General features: G+C 63.0%; 22 protein-coding genes and 1 tRNA gene. 15 read left to right on the top strand and 8 right to left on the bottom strand.

All coding sequences use genetic code 11. The features are described 5' to 3' along the window. Positions 1-23 precede the first annotated feature (23 nt). Genes AAC645_RS01515 through AAC645_RS01500 form a run of 4 tightly spaced genes read left to right on the top strand, consistent with a single transcriptional unit; the run spans position 24 to position 2,011 of the window. Complete coding sequence (locus AAC645_RS01515; protein ID WP_340313302.1) at positions 24-563, top strand: helix-turn-helix transcriptional regulator; 540 nt, start codon at positions 24-26, stop codon at positions 561-563. Positions 564-613: 50 nt separating this feature from the next. After that, on the top strand, positions 614-958 hold the full coding sequence (locus AAC645_RS01510) for a hypothetical protein (RefSeq protein ID WP_340313301.1): 345 nt from the start codon (positions 614-616) through the stop codon (positions 956-958). Positions 959-1,010: 52 nt separating this feature from the next. Next, complete coding sequence (locus AAC645_RS01505) at positions 1,011-1,439, top strand: hypothetical protein (RefSeq protein WP_340313300.1); 429 nt, start codon at positions 1,011-1,013, stop codon at positions 1,437-1,439. Continuing rightward, positions 1,436-2,011, top strand: a complete 576-nt coding sequence (locus tag AAC645_RS01500; RefSeq protein ID WP_340313299.1) for a JAB domain-containing protein — start codon at positions 1,436-1,438, stop codon at positions 2,009-2,011. Before AAC645_RS01505 ends, AAC645_RS01500 begins: the two co-directional genes overlap by 4 nt. Positions 2,012-2,065: 54 nt before the next feature. Here the strand turns inward: AAC645_RS01500 and lon are convergent, their stop codons facing one another. Further along, complete coding sequence (gene lon / locus AAC645_RS01495; RefSeq protein ID WP_340313298.1) at positions 2,066-4,468, bottom strand: endopeptidase La; 2,403 nt, start codon at positions 4,466-4,468, stop codon at positions 2,066-2,068. A gap of 134 nt (positions 4,469-4,602) precedes the next feature. Here lon and opgC point away from each other — a divergent pair, with 134 nt between their 5' ends. Continuing rightward, the gene (gene opgC, locus AAC645_RS01490) at positions 4,603-5,724 is read left to right on the top strand and encodes an OpgC domain-containing protein (RefSeq protein ID WP_340313297.1); all 1,122 of its coding nucleotides are present in this window, start codon (positions 4,603-4,605) and stop codon (positions 5,722-5,724) included. A gap of 117 nt (positions 5,725-5,841) precedes the next feature. Further along, positions 5,842-7,215, top strand: a complete 1,374-nt coding sequence (locus AAC645_RS01485) for a class II 3-deoxy-7-phosphoheptulonate synthase (RefSeq protein WP_340313296.1) — start codon at positions 5,842-5,844, stop codon at positions 7,213-7,215. Between the two features lie 31 nt (positions 7,216-7,246). Here the strand turns inward: AAC645_RS01485 and AAC645_RS01480 are convergent, their stop codons facing one another. Beyond that, positions 7,247-7,456, bottom strand: coding sequence for a hypothetical protein (locus AAC645_RS01480; RefSeq protein ID WP_340313295.1), 210 nt, complete (start codon positions 7,454-7,456; stop codon positions 7,247-7,249). A 159-nt stretch (positions 7,457-7,615) separates the two neighbouring features. On the opposite strand from AAC645_RS01480, the gene AAC645_RS01475 reads away from it, so the two are divergent. Then, positions 7,616-7,691: transfer RNA gene (locus AAC645_RS01475), tRNA-Glu, on the top strand. Between the two features lie 363 nt (positions 7,692-8,054). On the opposite strand, the gene AAC645_RS01470 is transcribed toward AAC645_RS01475, so the two are convergent. Together AAC645_RS01470 and AAC645_RS01465 are read right to left on the bottom strand one after the other, a co-directional pair. Next, complete coding sequence (locus AAC645_RS01470; RefSeq protein ID WP_340313293.1) at positions 8,055-8,372, bottom strand: PilZ domain-containing protein; 318 nt, start codon at positions 8,370-8,372, stop codon at positions 8,055-8,057. 90 nt (positions 8,373-8,462) lie between these two features. Next, complete coding sequence (locus AAC645_RS01465) at positions 8,463-8,882, bottom strand: acyloxyacyl hydrolase (protein WP_340313292.1); 420 nt, start codon at positions 8,880-8,882, stop codon at positions 8,463-8,465. A gap of 424 nt (positions 8,883-9,306) precedes the next feature. Between AAC645_RS01465 and AAC645_RS01460 the strand changes: the two genes are divergently transcribed. Further along, positions 9,307-9,981, top strand: coding sequence for a protein-L-isoaspartate(D-aspartate) O-methyltransferase (locus AAC645_RS01460; RefSeq protein ID WP_340313291.1), 675 nt, complete (start codon positions 9,307-9,309; stop codon positions 9,979-9,981). A gap of 57 nt (positions 9,982-10,038) precedes the next feature. Then, on the top strand, positions 10,039-10,164 hold the full coding sequence (locus AAC645_RS01455; RefSeq protein WP_340313290.1) for a hypothetical protein: 126 nt from the start codon (positions 10,039-10,041) through the stop codon (positions 10,162-10,164). A 7-nt stretch (positions 10,165-10,171) separates the two neighbouring features. Here the strand turns inward: AAC645_RS01455 and AAC645_RS01450 are convergent, their stop codons facing one another. After that, positions 10,172-10,693, bottom strand: coding sequence for a hypothetical protein (locus AAC645_RS01450; RefSeq protein ID WP_340313289.1), 522 nt, complete (start codon positions 10,691-10,693; stop codon positions 10,172-10,174). Between AAC645_RS01450 and AAC645_RS01445 the strand changes: the two genes are divergently transcribed. Next, a complete protein-coding gene (locus AAC645_RS01445) occupies positions 10,692-11,255 on the top strand; it encodes an opacity protein (RefSeq protein WP_340313288.1) in 564 nt (187 codons plus the stop codon). The two genes, AAC645_RS01450 and AAC645_RS01445, sit on opposite strands and share 2 nt — an antisense overlap. 138 nt (positions 11,256-11,393) lie before the next feature. Here the strand turns inward: AAC645_RS01445 and AAC645_RS01440 are convergent, their stop codons facing one another. Further along, positions 11,394-11,696, bottom strand: a complete 303-nt coding sequence (locus AAC645_RS01440) for a hypothetical protein (protein WP_340313287.1) — start codon at positions 11,694-11,696, stop codon at positions 11,394-11,396. Positions 11,697-11,824: 128 nt separating this feature from the next. Continuing rightward, entirely contained in the window at positions 11,825-13,228 is a 1,404-nt protein-coding gene (locus AAC645_RS01435; protein ID WP_340313286.1) for a L,D-transpeptidase scaffold domain-containing protein, read from the bottom strand. Between the two features lie 292 nt (positions 13,229-13,520). Here AAC645_RS01435 and AAC645_RS01430 point away from each other — a divergent pair, with 292 nt between their 5' ends. From AAC645_RS01430 to AAC645_RS01410, 5 genes are all read left to right on the top strand, one after another. Continuing rightward, on the top strand, positions 13,521-13,724 hold the full coding sequence (locus AAC645_RS01430) for a hypothetical protein (protein WP_340313284.1): 204 nt from the start codon (positions 13,521-13,523) through the stop codon (positions 13,722-13,724). A gap of 256 nt (positions 13,725-13,980) precedes the next feature. Next, positions 13,981-14,748: a S8/S53 family peptidase gene (locus tag AAC645_RS01425; RefSeq protein WP_340313283.1), complete on the top strand. Its 768-nt coding sequence runs from the start codon at positions 13,981-13,983 to the stop codon at positions 14,746-14,748. 144 nt (positions 14,749-14,892) lie between these two features. Further along, positions 14,893-19,536, top strand: coding sequence for a glutamate synthase large subunit (gltB, locus tag AAC645_RS01420; protein ID WP_340313282.1), 4,644 nt, complete (start codon positions 14,893-14,895; stop codon positions 19,534-19,536). Between the two features lie 13 nt (positions 19,537-19,549). After that, on the top strand, positions 19,550-20,986 hold the full coding sequence (locus AAC645_RS01415) for a glutamate synthase subunit beta (protein ID WP_340313281.1): 1,437 nt from the start codon (positions 19,550-19,552) through the stop codon (positions 20,984-20,986). 359 nt (positions 20,987-21,345) lie between these two features. Beyond that, the gene (locus AAC645_RS01410) at positions 21,346-21,618 is read left to right on the top strand and encodes a TFIIB-type zinc ribbon-containing protein (RefSeq protein WP_340313280.1); all 273 of its coding nucleotides are present in this window, start codon (positions 21,346-21,348) and stop codon (positions 21,616-21,618) included. Positions 21,619-21,686: 68 nt separating this feature from the next. Here the strand turns inward: AAC645_RS01410 and typA are convergent, their stop codons facing one another. Beyond that, the gene (gene typA / locus AAC645_RS01405; RefSeq protein WP_340313278.1) at positions 21,687-23,510 is read right to left on the bottom strand and encodes a translational GTPase TypA; all 1,824 of its coding nucleotides are present in this window, start codon (positions 23,508-23,510) and stop codon (positions 21,687-21,689) included. Positions 23,511-23,795 lie beyond the last annotated feature (285 nt).

Below are 23,795 nucleotides of genomic sequence, written 5' to 3'. Positions count from 1 at the left end.
GGCCGATCGGGTAAATTCAGCGCATGGGACATGAGGCCATCACCAAGTTGACCGCGCGGCAGCGCGACTGTCTGCGCCTAGTCCTCCAGCACAAGCAGTCGAAGGAGATCGGCCGCGAACTCGGCATCTCGCCGATGACGGTCGACAATCATTTTCGCAGCGCGATCCAGACTCTGGGCGTGAGCAATCGTCTCGAAGCCGCGCGCTTGCTCGATTCTTTCGAGCGCGAGGAGCCTAGTCAGCGGTTGACTAGTCAACCGTACTCCGTTGCCTCACGTTCCGAAACGCTCATCATGCAGTCACCGGCTTCGGTCGGTGACGGGCATCGAGATGCGATGAGCGCGCTTCGTGAAGACCAGGTTCCCTACAGAACCTACGGCGAAGCAACCTTCATAGATTTCCCGCTGCCCGTGCCTACCAGAGGGAAACCACGCAACGATCTGACGATCGCCCAACGCCTGTTCTGGATCGCGGTACTGATCATCGGAATTGGCATGGGAACCGGCGCGCTACTCTCTGGCTTCGCTGCTCTGTCGAATATTGTCCTGGCGCTGAAGCGCTAGACATCCCGCCAATCGATCTGACGCGCCCTATCCGGCGCATGGGGAGAGTTATGTCCAAGAACCGTGATGATGCGACACTGCGTGTCTATGCCGCTCTCGAAGAATATGAGCGCGCCCTAGATATCGCGGCCAACCGGGGTGCCATGCTCGCGGCGGAACTGCCGATAGCGCGGCTTGATGGCAATTTTGCCATGGAGGTGGCGCAGGGCGCCTTCACCAACTTTTTCGGATCGCTCTCGACCATCATCGCGGCGCGGGGACAGGTTGTAGAAGGTCATCGCCAGCTGGCCGTCGTCCAGCGCAAGTTCAAGCTGCCTGTGGTCGCCGGCGGCGACAAGATTCCGCCCCCGCCGGTGATCGACGATCGCGAGATCACGCCGCTACGCGCAGCATGAGGTGACGGGTCACCCCTTGACGTCAGGCCCCTGGCCGTGATGGGCTCAGCGGGTGACCCGGCAACTAATCTATGGCGCCCTGATGTGGGCCGTTTGCGTTTACGCCTTGCTTCGAGGAGGCACGGCTGAGCGGATCGCGGCGGTCGGCATCATAGCTATGACCTATCTGAGCTTACTCGTCGTGAGTTCGGTGACCTTGCGGTTTCGCCACATGGAATTGTCGGTCTTCATGGTCGACTTTTCGTTTTTTGTGGTTCTGCTCTGTCTCTCGATGACAACGGAAAAATATTGGCCTCTATGGCTCACGGCAATGCAGGGACTAACGGCCCTCACTCATTTCGCGCCCTACGTACCCCATGTGATTCCATGGGCATACGCGAACGCGACAGCCATGTGGGTCTATCCGATGCTCACCACATTGGCCTTCGCGACGTGGCGCCATCATCGGCGCAGGAGGGACGGAACCTTCTTCGCAGGTTGATCTATACGGTCGAGCGCGTTGGGGCCACGCGACTGGCCGATCGGCTCATCGCCGAATTCGGCACATCATCCTCCGCCCTGTCTGCGAGTCCGGACCGACTGAACCGAGCGCTGCCGAACGCAACCCACGTCGTCGAGCTGTTATTGGCCGCCCGCCACCTTCTGCTCCATTCGCTTGGCCAGGAGATTCAGGAGCGGCCGATCCTCGCGGATGACCGCGCAGTTCAACAATATCTCTTTGCACATATGGCCTACATGCCCGTCGAGCAGGCGCGCATACTCCACCTCGACGCCAAGAACAGGCTGATGCGCGACGATGTCGTCGCCTATGGCACCGTCGACAGAGTCAGCCTGACGCCCCGCGAACTCGTGCGCCAGGCGCTGGATATCGGTGCCACAGGCATGATCCTGGCACATAACCATCCTTCTGGAGACTCCACGCCCAGCAACAGTGACATGGTGATCACTCGCGCGATCTTCGAGGCGGCGAAGCTCTTCGATATCCGCCTGCTCGACCATATCATCGTCAGCCGATCAGGCTTTTACAGCTTCCGGGCGAAGGGGCATTTGTGACCCGGCCCGGTGAAGCGGCACGGTCATTCCACCGATAGCCGCTTCACCGCCGCGTCAGTGTCGGACGGCGACTTCGGTGCCGTCGGGGCTCGTCGCGCCGCGCAGGGTGAGCGCCAGTTCATCGGCCTCGGTCCAGTCGATCGCCGTGAGATCACCGGCCAGAGCCAGCGCGAGCACCTCGTCGACATGGCTCACCGGGATGATGGTCAGTCCCTCCCGGATGTTGGCCGGGATCTCGACAAGATCCTTTTCATTCTCCTTGGGGATCAGGACGGTGGTGATGCCGCCGCGCAGCGCCGCCAGCAGCTTCTCCTTGAGACCGCCGATCGGCAAGACTCGACCGCGAAGCGTTACTTCGCCGGTCATCGCGATCTCCTTGCGAACCGGAATACCGGTCAAGGTCGAGATGATGGCGGTGGTAATGCCGATGCCCGCCGAAGGGCCATCCTTGGGAACCGCACCCTCGGGCAGATGGATATGGATGTCCTTGCGTCCGATCAGGCTCGGCTTGATGCCATAAGCGGGCGCACGCGCCTTGACGAAGCTGAACGCCGCCTGGACGCTCTCCTTCATCACGTCGCCGAGCTTGCCGGTCGTGTTGATTGCGCCCTTCCCGGTTACGGTCACCGCCTCTATCGTCAGCAGCTCGCCCCCGACCTCCGTCCAGGCGAGCCCGGTGACGGCGCCGACCTGATCCTCCTCCTCGCCGATGCCAAAGCGGAACTTCCGCACGCCGGCGAAATCGGACAGGTTGTCCGGCGTGATCACCACCCGGCTATCCTTGCCCTCGAGGATCCGGCGCAGGCTCTTGCGGGCAAGCTTGGCGATCTCACGCTCCAGCGTGCGAACACCGGCTTCCCGGGTGTAATAGCGGATCAGGTCGCGCAGCCCCTCGTTGGTGAGTTCGAACTCGGTGGTTTTGAGACCATGCGCCTCGATCTGCTTGTCGAGCAGATGCGCCTTGGCGATCTCGACCTTCTCGTCCTCGGTATAGCCTTCGAGCCGGATGATCTCCATGCGATCGAGCAATGGCTGCGGCAGATTGAGGCTGTTCGCGGTGCAAACGAACATCACGTCGGAGAGGTCGATATCGATCTCCAGATAGTGATCCTGGAAGCGGCTGTTCTGCTCCGGATCGAGCACCTCGAGCAGCGCCGAGGCCGGATCGCCCCGGAAATCCTGACCGAGCTTATCGATCTCATCGAGCAGGAACAGCGGGTTTGAGGCCCCGGCCTTCTTCAGATTGGTGACGATCTTGCCCGGCAGCGAGCCAATATAGGTGCGGCGATGGCCGCGGATTTCGGCCTCGTCGCGCACGCCGCCGAGCGACTGGCGGACGAATTCGCGGCCAGTGGCCTTGGCGATCGAGCGGCCCAGCGAGGTCTTGCCGACGCCGGGGGGGCCGACGAGGCACAGGATCGGTCCCTTGAGTTTGTTGGTGCGCGCCTGCACGGCAAGATACTCGACGATGCGATCCTTGACCTTTTCAAGGCCATGATGATCCGCATCGAGAACCGCCTGCGCCGCCGCGATGTCCTTCTTGAGCTTCGACTTCTTGCCCCATGGCAGGCCGAGCAGGACATCGAGATAGTTGCGCACGACCGTCGCTTCTGCCGACATCGGCGCCATTGTCCGCAGCTTCTTGAGCTCGGCATTGGCCTTGCCGCGAGCCTCTTTCGACAGCTTGAGCTTCGCGATCTTGCCGGCGAGTTCGGCCAGCTCGTCGCCGGCGTCCTCGCCCTCGCCATTGCCGAGCTCGCGCTGGATCGCCTTGAGTTGCTCGTTGAGATAATATTCCCGCTGGGTCTTTTCCATCTGCCGCTTCACGCGGCTGCGGATCTTCTTCTCGACCTGGAGCACGCCCAGTTCGCCCTCCATCAGCGCGAACGCCATTTCGAGCCGCTTGGCGGGATCGAGTTCGACAAGCAGCGCCTGCTTGTCCGCCACCTTGATCGAAATGTTCGCGGCAATCGCATCTGCGAGCTTGGCGGCGTCCTCGATCTGGCCGAGCTGAACCGAAGTCTCAGCCGGCAGCTTCTTGTTGAGGCGCGCGTAATTCTCGAACTGGTCGATCACCGACCGCATCAGCGCGGATACTTCGGCACCCTCCGCCTCGGCTTCCTCGATCAGCTCGACAGCCGCGGTGAGGTGCGTCTCCCCACTCGACAGTTCGTCCAGGCGAGCGCGTTGCTTGCCCTCGACCAGCACGCGCACCGTGCCGTCCGGTAGCTTGAGGAGCTGGAGCACGGTCGCCACCACGCCCAGATCGTACAGCGCATCCCGATCGGGATCGTCCTCCGCCGGATCAAGCTGGGCGACCAGGAAAATGGACTTGTCAGCGGCCATCGCGCTTTCGAGCGCTGCCACGGATTTCTCTCGCCCGACGAATAGCGGCACGATCATGTGGGGGAAAACGACGATATCGCGCAACGGCAATACGGGCAGATTCTCAGTCATGTAGTCTCCGATCGGAGCGCCGTCAGGCGCATCGCTTGCCACCTATATGGGCTGGGCTATCTTCAGGATCAATGAACAGCCGCATGGCAGGCGCTCCACATTGTATTTTTTCGCGTGCACGGTAAGCCCCCGGCGTGACCTCCACCGATTCCAGCCAGACCGGCGGGCCGCGCCCGAACCAGCGCGACTCCAGTATCGACATATTGCGCGGACTCGCGTTGATCACCATTACGATCAACCACATAACCGGGTTCACCGACCGGATGCACATGGTCGGGATGCAGTTCCCTACCCTGACGCTGTGGGGCTTTTCGAGCGCGGCCGAGGTGTTCTTCCTGCTTTCGGGCTATCTTGTCGGCGCCGTTTATCTGCGGGCTGACCGGAATGTGACGCTCGGCGGATTCGCCGCGAAGGTATGGCCCCGGGCCGGCAAGCTCTATCTCTATAACCTCGGCTTGTTCATGGTCCTGCTGCCGCTGTGCATCGAGTCCGCGGATTTGGCTCGGTTGAGCTTCTACAGCTGGTTCATACAGCGCGGCCCGGCTTCGCTGATCGACTTCCTGATCCTCTACATCCAGCCTTACTGCCTGGAGATCCTCGTCACCTATATGGTGCTGCTCGCCACCGCACCGATCTTCGCCCTGCTGCTGCGGATTCATGTGCTGCTCGGCCTCCTCGCGTCGGTCGGGCTCTACTGGTTCGCGCATGAGAATGCCTGGTTCAACATCGTCGGCGGCTCGCCGGTCGGCGATTGGCTGTGGAACTTCAACCCGGCGTCGTGGCAGCTGCTGTTCTTCGGCGCGATGGCAGCCGGCCGCTACCGGCTGCTCGCAAGGATGGAACGCCGCGCAGAGGGCGACTGGCGATGGCTGGTGCCGCCAGTGCTGATCTTCGCCGGGCTCACCATATTGTTCCTGGCTCAGGGCTGGTTCTCGTTCGAGGTCCTCTACCAGAGCAAGATCCGGATCGGGCCGATCCGCGTGGCGCACGCCATGTCGGTCTGCTGGCTGATCATGAGCATATTGTGGATGTGGCCGGGCCTGCAGCGGCTGTGGCTGATGCGGCAGTTCGCGGTGATCGGGTCTAATTCGCTGCAGACCTTCGTCGTGTGCGTAGCGCTCAGCTATGCGGCGGGATTTCTCTGGATCGAATATATGCCCACCCATGCCGCCTATATCGCCCTCTGCATCGGCAGCGCGGTTCTGCTCGGCATTTTCGCTAATCTCTATATGCGCTGGAAGGTTCGGCACCGCTGAGCTCCTACGGCGCCATTCCGCCACGAGTTAATCTTGCGCCGCCCCAATCCACCCTGCGCTTGCCTTTCACGGCCCCCGCGCGCATTGGGAGCGCCCTAAAAGGAAGTGGGACTGGGAATGGCGACGAACTGGACGCCCCAAAGCTGGCGTCAACAAAAAGCGGTGCAGATGCCGGATTATCCGGACGCCACTGCATTGGCCGCGGCCGAGAACGAGCTGTCGAACTATCCGCCGCTGGTGTTCGCGGGCGAAGCGCGCGAGCTGACCGCAACGCTGGCCGAGGTCGCGGCCGGCAAGGCCTTCCTGCTGCAGGGCGGCGATTGCGCCGAGAGCTTCGCCGAGTTCCACCCGAACAACATCCGCGACACCTTCCGCGTCATCCTCCAGATGGCGGTGGTGCTGACCTATGCGTCGAAGATGCCGATCGTTAAGGTCGGCCGCATGGCAGGCCAGTTTGCCAAGCCGCGGTCGACGCCGACCGAGGAACAGGGCGACGTGTCGCTGCCCAGCTATCGCGGCGACATCATTAACGACATCGCGTTCGAAGAGGCGGGCCGCACTCCAGATCCGCGGCGCATGATCCGCGCCTACAGCCAGTCTGCCGCAACGCTCAACCTGCTGCGCGCCTTCGCCCAGGGCGGCTATGCCAACCTTCACCAAGTCCATGCCTGGACGCTCGATTTCATGGGCCGGAGCCCCTGGGCCGCGCAATATGGCGAGGTGGCGAGCCGCATCGGCGACGCGCTCGACTTCATGGCGGCGTGCGGGATCAATCCGGAGACGGTGCCCCAGCTCAAGGGCACTCAGTTCTACACCAGCCACGAGGCGTTGCTGCTCCCTTATGAGCAGGCGCTGACCCGCGAAGACAGCCTGACCGGCGACTATTTCGATTGCTCGGCCCATTTCCTGTGGATCGGTGATCGCACCCGCTTCGAGGGCTCCGCACATGTCGAGTTCCTGCGCGGCGTCGGCAATCCGATTGGCCTGAAATGTGGCCCCAGCCTCGAGCCGGACGCGTTGCTGCGCCTGCTGGACACGCTCGATCCGGGCCGCCAGCCGGGCCGGATCACGCTGATCACCCGCTATGGCCATGACAAGATCGAGAAGCACCTGCCCACGCTTGTCCGCGCCGTGAAGCGGGAAGGCCGCCAGGTGGTCTGGTCGTGCGACCCAATGCACGGCAACGTCGTCAAGGCGGGCAACGGCTACAAGACCCGGCCGTTCGACCGTATCCTGGCGGAGGTGCGCGGCTTCTTCGCGGTGCATCGCGCCGAGGGCACCCACGGCGGCGGCATCCATGCCGAGATGACCGGTCAGAATGTCACCGAATGCACCGGCGGCGCGATGGCGGTGACCGACGAAAATCTCGCCGATCGCTATCACACCCATTGCGATCCTCGCCTCAATGCCGGCCAGAGCATCGAGCTGGCGTTCCTGCTCGCCGAGATGCTCAACCAGGAGATGAAGGAGCGCGATCGGGCAGCCGCCTGATCGCGCCGCGCGCCCATTCTTTATCGGAGTGCTAGCGAACCGATCCGGCGGCGGGGAAACGCCAGGGTTCCTCGAATCGCGCCTCGACGAGTTGCAGGACCAAATCCAGGTTGCGGACCGCCTGGTCATCACACTGCCGGACCGCATCGGCAATGCGACCGACCAGTGTGCCGATCGCATCAGCGCCGTGTAAGGCTATGAGGTTTTCGGCCTCGTCCCGCCAACTGATATCAGCCTGCATCAACCTATGTTAGTCGTCACGATCGATTTAGGCTAGTCTGTAGTTTCCCGGTAAGCCGGGGGAGGTGCTGGCGCCGGCGCCAGCATATGCTGTCGGCCGATATCCGATCCGCCTTGACTTGCCCCATCCCGCCCCATAATGACGCCGCTCCGCTCGCACGGCCCCTTCGTCTAGCGGTCTAGGACGTCGCCCTCTCACGGCGAAAACACGGGTTCGAGTCCCGTAGGGGTCACCATTGCAGACGATTTATCACGTTACTTTCGCGTGGTAAAATAGCGCTCTGCCCAAGTCGGCTCTACATTTAATCCCGCAGTTTGACGCGAACGTAAGCGGTTGCCAGCACGGCGCCGGTCATGGCGATGCCTCAAGCCGAATCGTCGGCAAGGATGAAACCGCTCCCAGCGACGATGCTCATTCGGACCTGCTGCGTACTATCGTCCAATGCGCCATGATGAGCGCGAGAACTCTTCTGGCTGCCATGATTGTCTCTAGCCGATGGGCTCGGCGTGTGATCCGGCAGAGAGCGGCGGCGGCCCGCTAATCGCCCGATTCCGCTAGCCTTCATAACCAGCGCGGATCGGAGGACCGCATTCGCCGATCAGGCATGACCCTTCATGAAGATCGATGCCAACTCCCGCTCGTTCAAGGGTTCGATGAACTTGCAGCCGGCTTCGAAATCCTTCGACCAGATCACGCTTGCACGCACGATGTCGCAGTTGGGGAGCCTCAGCGTGATCTTCGTGCCGCGGGGAAGGTCGCAAAATACTTCGAGCCTGGCGCCGCGCGTCGTCACGTCGAGTACCCGGCACAGCGCACGCTCGGGGCGGCCGCCGGTCCCGTAGCGCGCCCGCACATCGGCAGGGAGCCGCTCCTCCCCCCGGCGATGCTCCAGCACGGTAACTTCTGATGAGAACATCCGCATTCCTTCCGCGATGGAAGCATGCCTAACACGGTGTTTATTACTGTGGGGTAAAACGTTGCCGGAACAACCGCCGGTTGTGCCTGATCATGGCAGCGCCAGCAAAGCGCGGACACCCAAGCTGTCTATGCCACGATTTTGCCTGCTGAAAATCGTCGCGTGGCTGAGATGGACCCACGACGCCTCGAGCGACACGCGCCCGCCGGCCCGCCAGCCCAGCGCCAGTTCCGGTTCGAACGTGACGGGTGAACCAAGATCGACCCGCCGCCCCTCGCGATAGGCCCGCGATGGCCCATCGTTAACCGAAAGGCCGACGCCGGGCCGAACATAAAGCCGGGTTCCGAAGGTCCAGTTGAGTCCTGCGGCAACATAGTTGGTCCCGCCGTTCAAGCTTTTCGAGACCAGCAGGTGCGGCGCCGGCCGGCCGATCGACCGGAACGACTGGATGGGATCCCCGATCCATCCGGCCTTGATGTCCTGCCCGGTTTCGAACCGGGTCTCGGACATGGTAACATCGTGCTGATATGCGCCTATCCACAGTTGGTCCGCGCGCGCCGAGGACACGGAGGTAAAGGCAGCGATCGCCAGCGCGGCGCGAATTGCTTTCATCGCGGGACAACGCGCGTCGCAAGCGACCGATCCGCAACGGACGAAAGCCAGGAAAAAGCCCCGATGGTGATCAGTGGCAGCGCGGCGTCGGCAGAGTCGGGCGGCTTTCCGGCGATCTGATTCTCCTGTACGATTCCGCTGAAGGTTGGCGGTAAACATTTGGCCGTAAACACGGGGTTGCGGCCTCATCCATGTTCGAGCCGCCATGCGCTTTCGCCACACCGGTATTGGATCGTGTCGAGCCGAAGGCGCATATTGCGGATGCTGGCCGGCGACCGCTCCCATCGTGCGTTTCTGGAGAGACAGCAGAGGCATCATCCGCATGAAGCAGTTGACCGAGGAGCATCTGTCCGTCCTTCGCCGCCATATGGTCGAGGTGATCGAGATCGAATATGACCTGATGAGCGAAGAGATCGGACATCCGCGCCCTGCCCCGCAGGTGCGCGCCGCCCTGCTCAAGATCCCCCGTCACCGTTTCGTGCCGCTTCAGTTCGCCCTCATGGCCTATCAGGACCGTCCGCTGCCGATCGGCTTCGACAAGACGATCTCACAACCCTTCATGTCGGCACTGATGGTCGACATGCTCGAACTCACCCCAGCCTCGAGGGTGCTCGAAGTGGGCACTGGACTGGGCTACCAGACCGCTCTGCTCGCCGAACTGGCCGAAGAGGTCTGGAGCGTCGATGTGGTGGAGGAATTCATCGCCGCGGCGGCATCGCTCCTGCAGCAGCTCGACTATGCCAATGTCAGCCTTCGGGTCGGCGACGGAACGCGCGGCTGGGCGGATGCGGCTCCGTTCGATGCCATATTGGTCAGCGCCGCGGCGCGTGAAATCCCCGAAGCGCTAATCCGCCAGCTCAAGCCCGGTGGGCGTCTGGTGCTGCCCGTCGGAGACGAAACCGGGCAACGGCTCGCCCAGATCCGCTGGGACGGCGGCACCGAAGCTACCGTCCGCGAGATCATGAGCGTGATGTTCACGCAGCTGGAAACCGTGTGACGCCCACCCCGTGATCCCCGAAGAAGATGGTGATGATCGAGACCCTCGGTCTCCGCCATGCGCCGCATTCTGGTTGCCAAGGCGGCGGGCGGTTGCCTTGCCGTCATCCTGTTTCCGGTTGCCGACATCCTCCTTGTCGTTTTGCTGAAATCTCCTTTCTTCTCGTGGTCGGCCATTCATTAAACTTGGATCAGAGTGATCTTGCCTCCAGGCTCGGAATCGATCGGAACCGGCTCGGCGCAGTACCGTTGAATCGTTCGAACTCATGGAGGTATTTATGACGGGCAAGCAGCCGATCCAGGCTGACGGACAAGGCAGCCCCAAACGCCATGCCGATGGCGTCAGCGAGGGGGTATCCGGAAAGGCGCCGCAAGGCGAGAGCGGCGGCGGCGCTTATCCGAATGCGCATCGCGGCAAGAAACCCAAAAACTCTCCAGCCGACTTCATGGGTCATGGTGGCCAGACCGAGATTAACTATTATGGCTCCGGCCAGCTGGGCGAGAAGAAGGTCGATAATCAAAGCGGCGCGCGTAAGGCCGCAGCGCGCAAGGAACCATAGCGCGCGCTTTCGACTTACCCATGTTGTTGCGGATATATCACGGATAAAAGCTAGTTTTGTCTGATCGAAACCGGCTTCCGGCGCGATGGTTTTCCGTCTCGCCAGCGCAATGGCGCGGCGCAACATCCACGTCAGGGAACGGAGAAGCTCCATGCGACTTCCACTTATACTGGCCGCGCTTGCGGCATCGATGAGCCATGCCGGCTTTGCACAGGCGCCGACCGAGACTTCGCCGGACCGCAGCGAGCCAGCGGTGAGTTTCGAGCCATATGTCGGCGTGATGGGCGGCTATCATAATTTCGACCGCCGCAGCGAGTTTGGTACCAACGGCAACCGCGGCAAGATGGACGGTGCGCTGATCGAAGGGGTAGCCGGCGTGAACGTGCCTTTTGGGCCGATCTTCGTGGGTGCCGAGGGTAATGCGGCCAAGGGCTTCAAGGATATCGATTGGGAATATGGCGTTCGGGGCCGGGTAGGCGCGCGTGCAGGCCAGAGCGGGATGATCTATGCCTCGGCAGGATATCAATGGGTCAACGGCCGTCGCGGCTTCGCCGACCATAATGACTGGATGTATGGGCTTGGCGTAGAGGTAGGCCCGTCTGACATCGGCCTGGGTGGCGTCCTCGGCGAGGCGGGGCCGCGCCTTCGCTTCCATGCCGACACCTATGATTTCGATAGCATCCGGCCGATGGCAGGTCTGATCCTGGCATTCTGACACCGCAATGCTTCCGTGGACGAGCGCGGGCACCGCTGCCCGTCCACGGGTAGCTTTAATGTGTCAAATCATCGCGGGTCCAACAACCTCCGACGACTGTTTCTCGTAAGCGGACCGCTCCAGGAGCCGTGCACGCGCTCACTCGTCATCATCCTCCAGTTCCGTGGAACCAAATGAGCCCTCTTCATCATCGTGGATGGGCTCGCCGGCAAAGGCATCGAAGTCGAGGCGCCCGCTGGTGACCATCTCGTTCATCTTTTCCACAAGGTCGGGGACATCCTCCGGGATGAGTGAGGCGGGATTGGACGGGCCGCCGCGCTCGCTATCCTCGACCGCGATATGTGCGATGTCGAGCGCATCCGACGCGACGTCCTGTGCCTGGCCCTCATCGCGCTGTTCGTTGTTTGGTTCGATGTCTGCGGGCTCGCGTGGCGTCATCATGCGAAATTCCTCCTTGCCCGCTAAACCCGCGACCAGTTTCCGCGGTTCCGATGGAGCAAGCAGGAAGCCGGATAGGAAAATGCTGCTCACGGTAGAGCGGATGGTGCGATCGGGCTGACCTCTGCGGGTTAGGAGGAAGGCCCCGACGCGATGGACGTCAGCCTCACCGGGGAGGCGCTGTCGCGTTCATAGATGTCCCGGCGGAAAGTTACGCCACCACGATCCGGCATCGCCGTCAGGTAAAGGATATAGACCGGCACCGGCGCCGGCAGGTCGACCCGCCGCTCGCGACCGGACCCGGCACGGGGCACGCCGCTTCCGAACAACCAGCGGGCGAGGCGATCCGGATCCTGGAGCCTGACGCAGCCGGAGCTAAGCCGTCGGTCGGCGCCGGCGAAGAGATCCTTGTGGGGCGTATCGTGGAGGTAGATGCCGAGCGGATTCGGCATCATGAACTTGATCTTGCCCATCATGTTTTGCGGTCCCGGCAGCTGCCGCATGCGCAGTTTCTGCTTCCCGGCGGCGACAGCCGCCCAACCCACCTCGTTGGGCTCAAGGATACGGGCATCATCGCTCCACCCCGACAACATCTCGAGACGCTCGGTTTTCAGGAATGCGGCTCCCTCTTCCAATACCCTTCTCGCGCGCTTGGCGGCCAGATCCGGCGGGACGTTCCAATAGGGGTTGAGCATGACGAAGCTGAGCTGGGCCGCCATATCGGGCGTCTGCTGATCGGCCTTGCCGATGATCACGCGCATCCTGTCGCTGACCTTGCCATCCTCCATCATCAGAAGCCGCGCCGCCGCGGTATCCACCACCAGATAGCGGCTATGCAGGGAAGGCAGTGCGCGCGTCCTGTGCATATTGAGGAGCAGGGTTTTTTCCACATCAGCGCCTCCTACCTTCGCCGCCGCGAGCTTTAGCCTGGGCTCACCGTTCCGGTAGGCGACGAGTGCAGCACGCAAAGCCTGGTAGAATGGGTGAGGCGAATCGATCGCTGCGAGTGAATGCCGGAGCGACGTTTCCCGGGGAATCGATGCGAAAATAGCGCCCAGATCGATCCGCCGCCGTGGCACATGATCGTCAACGAAGAAGATCGTTCCGGACGGTGGATCCACCAGGTCCTGCAGATAGGTCGCGAGTGCTCGCGAAAAAGACAGTTCCGCAATCGCCGATGCCCGCTTGTCCAAGATTTCGGTGGCCGGCAGGCGAAGCTGCGCAAGATAACGTTGCGGCTCAAGTCCTTCGCCGTCGGCGGAGCGCAGCAGCGCGATCAGTTCATGCGTCCGCGGCAGCAATGCGCCATTTTTCACCCAGATGGGCTGGTAGCCCAGCTCGGCGTAAAAGGCTTGGACCTGCGGCGGAAGTCCGGATCTGCGCAGCGTCGCCCGCAGCGCGCGACCAATATCGCTTCCCGATGCAGCTTGCCATCCCGCCGGATGGGAGCAGCCCGGCAAGCCGGTGGCCATCAGTGCAATGCCGACGGCGAAGCCAAGCGACTTCGCCGTCGGTAGAGCGACATAGCGCATCATATAGAGGCCGAGATGCCGATCACAGGATCAGCCACGTTCTCCAGCCTGCGCGTAGCTGCCGGAGCCAGTGGTGCCGCCATAGCTGCCGGCTCCGCTCGTTCCCGACCCAGAGCTCATGCTGCGGGAGGAGGTGGTTCCAGTGCCCGAGCCCGCATAGGTTCCGGAGCCAGTCGTGCCCGTGCCAGTGCTGGCCCCGCCATAGGACGGAGAGGTGCTGCCTGCGCTGCCATAGGTACCGGAACCGGTTGCGCCTGCACTGCCGCTAGTACCGGTCGTCCCAGTAGTATCCGCGGTGGTTCCGCTGCCGGACGTCGTTCCTGTGCCGGTAGCCATGCCGCTGGAGGTGCCTCCGCCAGTGGAAATGTCACCCGACGTGCCCATCGAGCCGCCGCTGCCGGTAGAACTTCCAGTGCCGGAGCTCGATGTGCCAGTGGTTGAGGCGGTCGTTCCGGTGCCGCCGCTGCCGGTCGATGAAGAGCTTGTGCTCTGCGCGTAGGCAACGGCGCCGACCGCGAGGAGAGCGACAGCGCTTACTGTTGCGAGGGGCCTAAACATAGTATATTCTCCAATGACTTAACTGGGGCGCGCCAAAACGTGCCCCTCGATTGAGGGTTCCTTCGGCGGGCTCGTTCAGGGGCTTTTTGGCTGCCAGCCGGGAGCTAATTCCGCTCGCCGGCCTTCGCGGGCAGGCATTTCTCTCAACGGCGGCGCTCGCCGCCTCTTTCGCCGGTCGTGACCGGTGCCGTAGGACCATGCGCTTCAAATCAATCCTGCTTACCATCGCCTGCCTGATCTCCATCGCCTCACCCAGCACCGCCGCAACAGCCATCCCGCTCGTGGCGGTCATCGATAGCGGCGTCGCTCGCACCCCGGAATTGCGCGATCTCGTCATTGCCGAATATGATCTTGCATCTGCCATTGCCCGGCCCTCATTCCGCCCTCGTTACGATCACGGCACGATGGTCGCGACGATCCTGGCGCGCGAACTGAACCGTGAGGTCAGGATGATCTCGTTCCGCATCGACGATCCTTCCGGTTGTCCGCTCGGGCGCAATCCTCCATGCCAGTCCTCGCCGCAGCCCGTAGCCGCAGCCATCGAGCAAGCGGCCGCACTTGGCGTCGACGCCATCAACATCTCGCTCGCCCTGGCCAATGACGAGGAGATCGTGGCCGCTATCGCCAAGGCAGCCGCAAGGGGCATCCCGGTGATATTGGCAGCGGGCAATGACGGGCAGAACCATCCTGGCAATCTCCCCATGGCGCTGGCCGGATATCCCAAGGCAGTGCTGGTTGGAGCGCTCGATATGACTGGACGCCCCTGGCCGAGCAGCAATCGCCCTGACGAGCAGGCCGGGCAGCGCTACCGCTATGCCTGGCAGCGCGGCGTCGACGTACCGACCAACCTAGCTAGCGGTCAGGCGGTGCTGGGAACCGGAACATCCTTCGCCGCTCCGATCGAAACCGCGCGCCTCCTCGCCGGTACCGCGATGTCGAAAAGCGTCGGCGCCTCTCCACCATGAGCCATGCCGCCGACGGCAATATTCTTGCTTAAAGCCCGGCTTGCCGGGCAACGCTGTTTTGTGGGCTTCACTCGGCGAGCTAGATATGTATAGCACCCCCGCGAAGGCCCGCCGGTACGGGTCGACGGGGAGCTTGATCGCGGGATGACCTATCCGCCGAACCAGGGTTTGTACGACTTCCGCAATGAACATGACGCGTGCGGCGTCGGGTTCATTGCCAACATCCGTGGCGCCAAGTCCAACACGGTCGTACAGCGCGGCCTCGAGATCCTTCTCAAGATCGACCATCGCGGTGCCGTAGGCGCCGATCCGCTGCTCGGCGACGGCGCTGGCATCCTGATCCAGATCCCTGATGCGCTGCTGCGCGACTGGGCGGCCGGCGCCGGCCTCACCCTCCCACCCGTCGGCGATTACGCGGTGGCGATGTGCTTCCTGCCGCAAAATGATTCCGCGCGCGAATTCGGCATCGCTCATTTCGAGAATCTGATTGTCAAGGAAGGCCAAAGCCTGATCGGCTGGCGCGACGTGCCCGTCGACACCACGGGCCTCGGCCAGGCCGTTCTCGACGAGATGCCGGTGATCCGGCAAGCCATCATCGGCCGCGGCCCGGACTGCGCCGACCAGGATGCTTTCGAGCGCAAGCTGCTCGTCATCCGCAAGCAGACCCAGAATCCGCTCGCCGAACTCGAAGCGGCGCACGGACTTCCCGGCCTCGCCGAATTCTATATGCCGTCCTTTTCGAGCCGCACACTCGTCTACAAGGGGCTGCTGCTGGCAGGCCAGGTCGGCAGCTTCTACCGCGACCTGGGCGATCCGCTAACCACCTCGGCGATCGCACTGGTCCACCAGCGTTTTTCGACCAATACCTTCCCCAGCTGGAAGCTGGCGCACCCCTATCGCTTCATCGCCCACAACGGCGAGATCAATACGGTGCGCGGCAACGTCAATTGGATGAATGCGCGCCGCCGCACCATGGAATCGGAGCTGCTCGGCGCCGATCTCGACAAGATGTGGCCAATCATCCCGCACGGCCAATCGGACACCGCCTGCCTCGACAATGCGCTAGATCTGCTCGTCGCCGGCGGCTATTCGCTCGCCCATGCCGTGATGATGCTCATCCCGGAAGCCTGGGCGGGCAATCCGATGATGGATCCCGCGCGCAAGGCCTTCTACGAATATCATGCCGCTCTGATGGAGCCATGGGACGGCCCCGCCGCAGTTGCCTTCACCGACGGCCGCCAGATCGGCGCCACGCTCGATCGCAACGGTCTGCGCCCTGCGCGGTTCTGCGTCACCGACGACGATCATGTGGTGATGGCATCGGAGTCGGGCGTGCTGCCGATTGCCGAGGAGAATATCGTCCGCAAATGGCGGCTGCAGCCGGGCAAGATGCTGCTGATCGATATGGAGCAGGGCCGGATCATCGAAGATGAGGAGATCAAGGCCAGCCTTGCCAGCGCCAAGCCCTATGCCAAATGGCTGGAGGCGGCGCAGTACAAGCTGAAGGATCTCGAGGCGCTGGAAACGGCGGAGGCCCCCGCCCTGCCCAATGATCCGCAGACCCTGCTCGATCGCCAGCAGGCGTTCGGCTACACCCAGGAGGACATCGCCAAGTTCCTCGAGCCGATGGCCCGCAACGGCGAGGACCCGATCGGATCGATGGGGACCGACACGCCGATCGCGGTGCTCTCGAGCAAGTCGCGGCTGCTCTACGATTATTTCAAGCAGAACTTCGCGCAGGTCACCAACCCGCCGATTGATCCGATCCGCGAGGAACTGGTCATGTCGCTGGTGTCGATGATCGGCCCACGTCCGAACCTGCTGGGCCGCCAGGCCGGTACCCACAAGCGTCTTGAGGTCGATCAGCCGATCCTCACCAACGCCGACCTCGCCAAGATCCGCTCGGCCGAGGCCCAGCTCGACGGCGCTTTCCGCACTCAGACGATCGATATCACCTGGGAGGCTGCAGCCGGCGCCGCCGGCCTTGCGGCTGCGATCAAGGAAATGTGCTGGGCGGCCACCGAAGCCGTCCTGGCCGACAAGAATATCCTGATCCTGTCCGATCGCGCGCAGGATGCGCACCGCATTGCGATGCCGTCGCTGCTGGCGACTGCGGCCGTCCACCATCATCTCGTCAAGCAGGGCCTGCGCATGCAGACCGGCTTGGTCGTCGAGAGCGGTGAAGCGCGCGAAGTCCACCATTTCTGCGTCCTCGCCGGCTATGGCGCGGAGGCGGTGAACCCGTATCTCGCCTTCGACACGCTGGAAGAGATTCGCGTTCGACAGGCGCTGCCGCTGTCCAGCTCCGAGGTTCGGAAGAACTATATCAAGGCTGTCGGCAAGGGCATCCTCAAAGTCATGTCGAAGATGGGCATCTCGACCTATCAGAGCTATTGCGGCGCTCAGATCTTTGACGCGATCGGATTGTCCTCGTCGTTCGTCGAACGTTATTTCACGGGCACCGCGACGACGATCGAGGGCATCGGCCTTGCCGAGGTCGCCGTGGAAACCGTCCGCCGCCACGCCACCGCCTATGGCGACAATCCGATCTATCGCAACATGCTCGATGTTGGTGGCGTCTATGGCTATCGCGTCCGCGGTGAGGACCATGCCTGGACGCCGGAAAACGTAGCCTCGCTCCAGCATGCCGTGCGCGGCAACAGCCAGGATCGTTATGCCGAGTTCGCCCGCTCGATCAATGAGCAGAGCGAGCGGCTGCTGACGATCCGCGGCCTGATGAGGCTGAAGCCCGCCGATCGCCCGATCGATATCAGCGAAGTCGAGCCGGCGTCGGAAATCGTCAAGCGCTTCGCCACGGGCGCGATGAGCTTCGGCTCGATCTCACGCGAGGCGCACACCACGCTGGCGGTGGCGATGAACCGCATCGGCGGCCGTTCCAACACTGGCGAAGGCGGCGAGGAACCGGACCGCTTCGTGCCGCTGCCCAACGGCGATTCGATGCGCTCGGCGATCAAGCAGGTCGCCTCGGGCCGGTTCGGCGTCACCGCCGAATATCTGGTCAACGCCGATGACATCCAGATAAAGATGGCACAGGGCGCCAAGCCAGGCGAAGGCGGCCAGCTGCCGGGCGACAAGGTCGACAAGAACATCGCCAAGGTGCGCCACTCGACCCCCGGCGTCGGGCTCATATCGCCCCCGCCGCACCACGACATCTATTCGATCGAGGATCTGGCGCAGCTGATCCATGACCTCAAGAACGTCAACACGCGCGCCCGGATCTCGGTGAAGCTCGTCTCCGAAGTCGGCGTCGGTACGGTCGCCGCCGGCGTCTCGAAGGCGCGCGCCGACCATGTGACGATCTCCGGCTATGAAGGCGGCACCGGCGCCTCGCCGCTCACTTCGCTGACCCATGCCGGCAGCCCTTGGGAAATCGGCCTGGCCGAAACCCAGCAGACCTTGCTGCTCAATGGCCTGCGCAGCCGCATCGCGGTGCAGGTCGACGGCGGCATCCGCACCGGCCGCGACGTGGCAATCGGTGCGCTGCTTGGCGCCGACGAGTTCGGCTTCGCGACCGCGCCGCTGATCGCAGCCGGCTGCATCATGATGCGCAAATGCCATCTCAACACCTGCCCGGTCGGCGTCGCCACGCAGGATCCGGTGCTGCGCGCCCGCTTCACCGGCCAGCCCGAGCATGTCATCAACTATTTCTTCTTCGTCGCCGAGGAACTGCGGGCGATCATGGCCGAGATGGGCTTCCGTACCATCCAGGAGATGATCGGCCGGGTCGATCGGCTCGAAACCCGCCACGCGCTCGACCATTGGAAGGCGCACGGCATCGATCTCAGCCGCTTGCTGCACCAGGCCACGCCGGCGATGGGCAATAGCCTGCATCACTCGAAGTTCCAGGATCATGGCCTCGACGGCGCACTCGACAACGACCTGATCGCCGCTGCGGCGCCGGCGCTGGAGCGCGGCGAGCATGTCGTGATCGAGCGGCCGGTGCTGAACGTCAATCGGACCGTCGGCGCGATGCTGTCGGGCGAAGTGGCGCGGCGCTACGGCCATGCCGGCCTCCCGGAGAACAGCATCACCGTGCGCCTGATCGGTGTCGCCGGCCAGAGCTTCGGCGCCTTCCTTGCGCATGGCGTGACGCTCGAACTGACCGGCGACGGCAACGATTATGTCGGCAAGGGCCTGTCGGGCGGTCGCGTCGTCGTGCGCCAGCCCGGCCAGGTCAGCCGCAATCCGCTCGAGAACATCATCGTCGGCAATACGGTGTTGTACGGCGCCATTGCCGGTGAAGCCTATTTCCAGGGCGTGGCAGGCGAGCGCTTCGCCGTCCGCAACTCGGGCGCAATCGCGGTCGTCGAGGGCACCGGCGACCATGGCTGCGAATATATGACCGGCGGGGTGGTCGCCGTGCTCGGCCAGACCGGGCGCAACTTCGCGGCCGGCATGTCGGGCGGCATCGCCTATGTCTATGATGCCGACGGCCGTTTCCGCGACCGCTGCAACCCGGCGATGGTCGACGTCGATCCGATCAGCGGCACGTCCGACGGCGACGAAGGAACGGGCCGGCCGCAGCAACGCCCTTCGAACGTCCAGGACTATGGCATGGGTGACATGCTTCGCCACGATGCCGAGCGGCTGCGCATCCTGCTCGAGCGGCATCATCTGCACACCGGGAGCGCCCAGGCGCGCGCCCTCCTCGACGACTGGCAGACCACCCTCACCCGTTTCGTGAAGGTAATGCCGCGAGACTATCGCCGCGCGCTGCAGCAGCTGGAGGCCGAGCGCCTCGCTGCCGCCAATATCGCTGCGGAATGACCGGAGAATAACGATGGGCAAGGCAACCGGATTTCTCGAGATCGAGCGCAAGGAGCGCAGCTATCTGAAGCCTGCGGAGCGGCTGAAGACCTGGAACGAATTCGTCCTGCCGATGCCGGACAAGGAGCTGCGGGACCAGGCGGCGCGCTGCATGAACTGCGGCATCCCCTTCTGCCATACCGGCTGTCCGGTGAACAACATCATCCCGGACTGGAACCATCTGGTCTATGAGTCCGATTGGAAGAATGCACTCGAAGTACTTCATTCCACGAATAATTTTCCTGAGTTCACCGGCCGCATCTGTCCTGCGCCTTGCGAAGCCGCCTGCACGCTGAACATCCAGGACACGCCGGTCGCGATCAAGTCGATCGAGTGCGCGATCGTCGACCGCGGATGGGAAGAAGGCTGGATCGCGCCGCAGCCGCCGGCGCACAAGACCGGCAAGTCGGTGGCCGTGGTCGGTTCGGGCCCGGCTGGCATGGCCTGCGCCCAGCAACTCGCCCGGGTTGGTCATAGTGTCACCCTTTTCGAGAAGAACGACCGGATGGGCGGCCTGCTCCGCTACGGCATCCCCGATTTCAAGATGGAAAAGCACCTCATCAACCGCCGCCTGGTGCAGATGGAGGCCGAAGGCATTACCTTCCGCACCAGCACCGAAGTCGGCGTGCAGGTTTCCATCGACTCGCTCCGTGAAAATTTCGATGCGGTGGTGCTGTCTGGCGGCGCGGAAAAGCCGCGCCCGCTGGAGATTCCTGGCTTCGAGTTGCCGGGGGTCCGTTATGCGATGGAGTTCCTGACCCAGCAGAACAAGCGCAACGCCGGAGACGAGGAACTCCGCGCCGCCCCGCGCGGCACCCTGACCGCGACCGGCAAGCATGTCGTCGTGATCGGCGGCGGCGACACCGGATCGGATTGCGTCGGCACCTCCAACCGCCACGGTGCCGCGTCGGTCACCCAGCTCGAGATCATGCCGCGGCCGCCCGAGAAGGAGGCAAAGGCACTCTCATGGCCGCATTGGCCGCTAAGGCTGCGCACCTCATCGAGCCATGAAGAAGGCTGTGAGCGCGATTGGTCGGTGGTGACGAAGCGCGCCGTTGGAACCAACGGCCAGCTGACCGCGCTCGAATGCGTCCGCGTGGAATGGGTCGATGGCCAGATGCAGGAAATCCCAGGCAGCGAGTTTACGCTCAAGGCCGACCTGGTGTTGCTGGCGATGGGCTTCGTCGGCCCCAACATAGCGGGCCTGATCGAGCAAGCAGGAGTCGAACTCGATGCGCGCGGCAATGTGAAGGCAGATACCAGCGGCTATGCGACGAGCAAGGACGCCATCTTCACCTGCGGCGACATGCGCCGCGGTCAGAGCCTGGTCGTATGGGCAATCCGCGAAGGCCGGCAATGCGCGCGCGCAGTCGACCTCCACCTGATGGGCAAGAGCGATCTGCCGAGCTGAACTGCAATTCAGGGTGTAACGCCCATCCGCGGAGGCGAGATCTGCGCCGATGAGCGAAGCCTCTCAACTCGTCATTCCCGCGAAGGCGGGAATCCATGGATGGCGGAACATCCACCATGTAGCGTCCCGTTCCCGTGGATTTCCCGCTTTCGCGGGAATGACGGCCTTAAGTAAAGGTCTCGACTGCGCTGGAGCTTGAAAGCCCTTGCCCGCCCAAGCTTCAGACCTATCTTACCGTTGCGGGCCGGGCCCCTCTGGCGATCCCTGCGGATCGTGATGTCGGACCGCATCGAGCAATGCTCGGTGCCACGGGGTCCGTTCTTCCTCACGCGCCGGGCGCTTTCGAGGGAGACGTGAACATGACCCATCCGAATATGAACTGTCCCGTCTGCGCAGTGCCGCTGACGATGAGCGAACGCCAGAATGTCGAAATCGACTATTGTCCGCAGTGCCGCGGCGTCTGGCTGGATCGCGGCGAACTCGACAAGATCATCGAACGAACGGCCGCAGAAGCGGCTCCGCCACCGCCGCGCGGGCAAAGCTATGCGCCGACACCGCAGCAGCATTACGGCCATGACGACCGCTACAAATATAGGCGAAAGAAGTCGTTCCTCGAGGAGCTGTTCGACTGACGCCCTTGTGATGGCATCGGGACAAAAGAAATGGGGCGCCGGATCACTCCGGCACCCCATTTTATGCCTTAAGCCGCCTGCTTCGCCCGGCTCGCGCGCTTGCGCTCGTGCGGGTCGAGGTGGCGCTTGCGCAGCCGGATCGACTTTGGCGTCACTTCGACCAGTTCGTCGTCGTCGACATAGGCGATCGCCTGTTCCAGCGTCATCCGCTTCGGCGGCGTCAGCCGGATCGCATCGTCCTTGCCGCCCGAGGCGCGGAAGTTGGTGAGCTGCTTCGCCTTCATGGGATTGACTTCGAGATCGTCATTCTTGGCGTTCTCACCGATGATCATGCCCTCATAGAGGGCCTCGCCATGCGCCACGAACAATATGCCGCGCTCTTCGAGCGGACCAAGCGCATAGCTGTTCGCCTCGCCAGCGCCGTTCGAGATCAGCACGCCGTTCTTGCGGCCTTCGATATTGCCCTTGTGGGGGCCATATTTCTCGAACAGCCGGTTCATGATGCCGGTGCCGCGGGTGTCCGACAGGAACTCGCCATGATAGCCGATCAGGCCCCGCGACGGCGCCGAGAAGGTGATGCGGGTCTTGCCGCCACCCGAGGGGCGCATATCGAGCAACTCGGCCTTGCGGATCGCCATCTTCTCGACAACGGTGCCCGAATATTCCTCGTCCACGTCGATGACGACGGTCTCATAGGGCTCTTCCTTGCCGCCCTGCTCATTCTCGCGGAACAGCACGCGCGGGCGCGAAATACCGAGCTCGAAACCCTCGCGGCGCATCGTCTCGATCAGCACGCCGAGTTGGAGCTCGCCGCGGCCGGCAACTTCGTAGCTGTCCTTGTCGGCGCTCTCGGTCACCTTGATCGCGACGTTCGATTCGGCTTCCCGGAACAGGCGATCGCGGATCATCCGGCTCGTTACCTTGGTGCCTTCGCGACCAGCCATAGGGCTGTCGTTGACGGCGAAGCGCATCGACAGCGTCGGCGGATCGATCGGCTGCGCGTGCAGCGGCTCGGAAACCGTGGGATCGGCAATGGTGTTCGCCACCGTCGCAACGGTAAGGCCGGCAATCGAGATGATGTCGCCGGCATTGGCCTCTTCGACCGGGACCCGCTCCAAGCCACGAAACGCCATGATCTTGGAGGCGCGACCGGTTTCGACGACCTTGCCGTCCGGATCGAGCGCGTGAATCGCCTGGTTGGTCTTCACCGAACCCGAGAAGACCAGGCCGGTGAGAATCCGGCCGAGAAAGTTGTCGCGGTCGAGCAGGGTCACCAGGAACTTGAAGGGCCCATCCGGATCGGCGGCCGGCGCGGGCACATGGTCGACGATCTTCTGGAACAGCGGCTTGAGGGTGCCCTCGCGCGCCTGCGGGTTCTCGCTGGCATAACCATTGCGGCCGCTCGCGAACAGCACCGGGAAGTCGAGCTGCTCGTCGGTGGCGTCGAGTGAGACGAACAGGTCGAACACCTCGTCCAGCACTTCCTGGGTCCGCTCGTCGGGCCGGTCGATCTTGTTGACGACGACGATCGGACGCAGGCCCAGCGCCAGCGCCTTGCCGGTCACGAACTTGGTCTGCGGCATCGCGCCTTCGGACGAATCGACCAGCAGGATCACGCCGTCCACCATCGACAGGATGCGCTCGACCTCGCCGCCGAAATCGGCGTGGCCGGGCGTATCGACGATGTTGATACGGGTACCTTCCCACTCGACCGAAGTGCACTTGGCCAGAATGGTGATCCCGCGCTCCTTCTCGAGATCGTTCGAATCCATCGCGCGTTCTTCGATGCGCTGGTTGTCGCGGAAGGTGCCCGACTGACGGAATAGCTGATCGACGAGCGTGGTCTTGCCATGATCGACGTGCGCAATGATCGCCACGTTGCGGAGGCTCATGATTCTGATGATCCTGACTGGAGGTAATTTGCCGGCCGCATAGCTGAATTGGCGCAACGCAACAAGGGGCGGAACCGGAGCGACTATGCGGCGGCGTCCATCTCGCAAGTGCGATATGAATAGCGGCAGACAAAAAAAGGGGCCGGTTCGTTGGAACCGACCCTTTAGTTGTTAGGAGAGGATGCCTGAAAGGCCCGTTCCTTCTGCGGTGCAGCGTGTGATTCGACAACTGCTCATGCAACAACGGTGGATGCAAATTTTGCAATCGTTGCGTTTTTAGCAAGT

The sequence above is a fragment of the Rhizorhabdus argentea genome (assembly GCF_037861105.1).
GTDB classification, from domain to species: domain Bacteria; phylum Pseudomonadota; class Alphaproteobacteria; order Sphingomonadales; family Sphingomonadaceae; genus Rhizorhabdus; species Rhizorhabdus argentea.
The sequence above is the reverse complement of the archived record's forward strand: the minus strand, read 5'-3'. Positions and strand labels throughout refer to the sequence as shown.

Bases quoted from the DNA above. Each gene is read 5' to 3' on its own strand.
- AAC645_RS01515 (WP_340313302.1), top strand. From the start codon at position 24: ATGGGACATGAGGCCATCACCAAGTTGACCGCGCGGCAGCGCGACTGT.
- AAC645_RS01510 (WP_340313301.1), top strand. From the start codon at position 614: ATGTCCAAGAACCGTGATGATGCGACACTGCGTGTCTATGCCGCTCTC.
- lon (WP_340313298.1), bottom strand. From the start codon at position 4,468: ATGACTGAGAATCTGCCCGTATTGCCGTTGCGCGATATCGTCGTTTTC.
- AAC645_RS01485 (WP_340313296.1), top strand. From the start codon at position 5,842: ATGGCGACGAACTGGACGCCCCAAAGCTGGCGTCAACAAAAAGCGGTG.
- AAC645_RS01480 (WP_340313295.1), bottom strand. From the start codon at position 7,456: ATGCAGGCTGATATCAGTTGGCGGGACGAGGCCGAAAACCTCATAGCC.
- AAC645_RS01470 (WP_340313293.1), bottom strand. From the start codon at position 8,372: ATGTTCTCATCAGAAGTTACCGTGCTGGAGCATCGCCGGGGGGAGGAG.
- AAC645_RS01465 (WP_340313292.1), bottom strand. From the start codon at position 8,882: ATGTCCGAGACCCGGTTCGAAACCGGGCAGGACATCAAGGCCGGATGG.
- AAC645_RS01460 (WP_340313291.1), top strand. From the start codon at position 9,307: ATGAAGCAGTTGACCGAGGAGCATCTGTCCGTCCTTCGCCGCCATATG.
- AAC645_RS01455 (WP_340313290.1), top strand. From the start codon at position 10,039: ATGCGCCGCATTCTGGTTGCCAAGGCGGCGGGCGGTTGCCTTGCCGTC.
- AAC645_RS01445 (WP_340313288.1), top strand. From the start codon at position 10,692: ATGCGACTTCCACTTATACTGGCCGCGCTTGCGGCATCGATGAGCCAT.
- AAC645_RS01450 (WP_340313289.1), bottom strand. From the start codon at position 10,693: ATGGAGCTTCTCCGTTCCCTGACGTGGATGTTGCGCCGCGCCATTGCG.
- AAC645_RS01440 (WP_340313287.1), bottom strand. From the start codon at position 11,696: ATGATGACGCCACGCGAGCCCGCAGACATCGAACCAAACAACGAACAG.
- AAC645_RS01435 (WP_340313286.1), bottom strand. From the start codon at position 13,228: ATGATGCGCTATGTCGCTCTACCGACGGCGAAGTCGCTTGGCTTCGCC.
- AAC645_RS01425 (WP_340313283.1), top strand. From the start codon at position 13,981: ATGCGCTTCAAATCAATCCTGCTTACCATCGCCTGCCTGATCTCCATC.
- gltB (WP_340313282.1), top strand. From the start codon at position 14,893: ATGACCTATCCGCCGAACCAGGGTTTGTACGACTTCCGCAATGAACAT.
- AAC645_RS01415 (WP_340313281.1), top strand. From the start codon at position 19,550: ATGGGCAAGGCAACCGGATTTCTCGAGATCGAGCGCAAGGAGCGCAGC.
- AAC645_RS01410 (WP_340313280.1), top strand. From the start codon at position 21,346: ATGACCCATCCGAATATGAACTGTCCCGTCTGCGCAGTGCCGCTGACG.
- typA (WP_340313278.1), bottom strand. From the start codon at position 23,510: ATGAGCCTCCGCAACGTGGCGATCATTGCGCACGTCGATCATGGCAAG.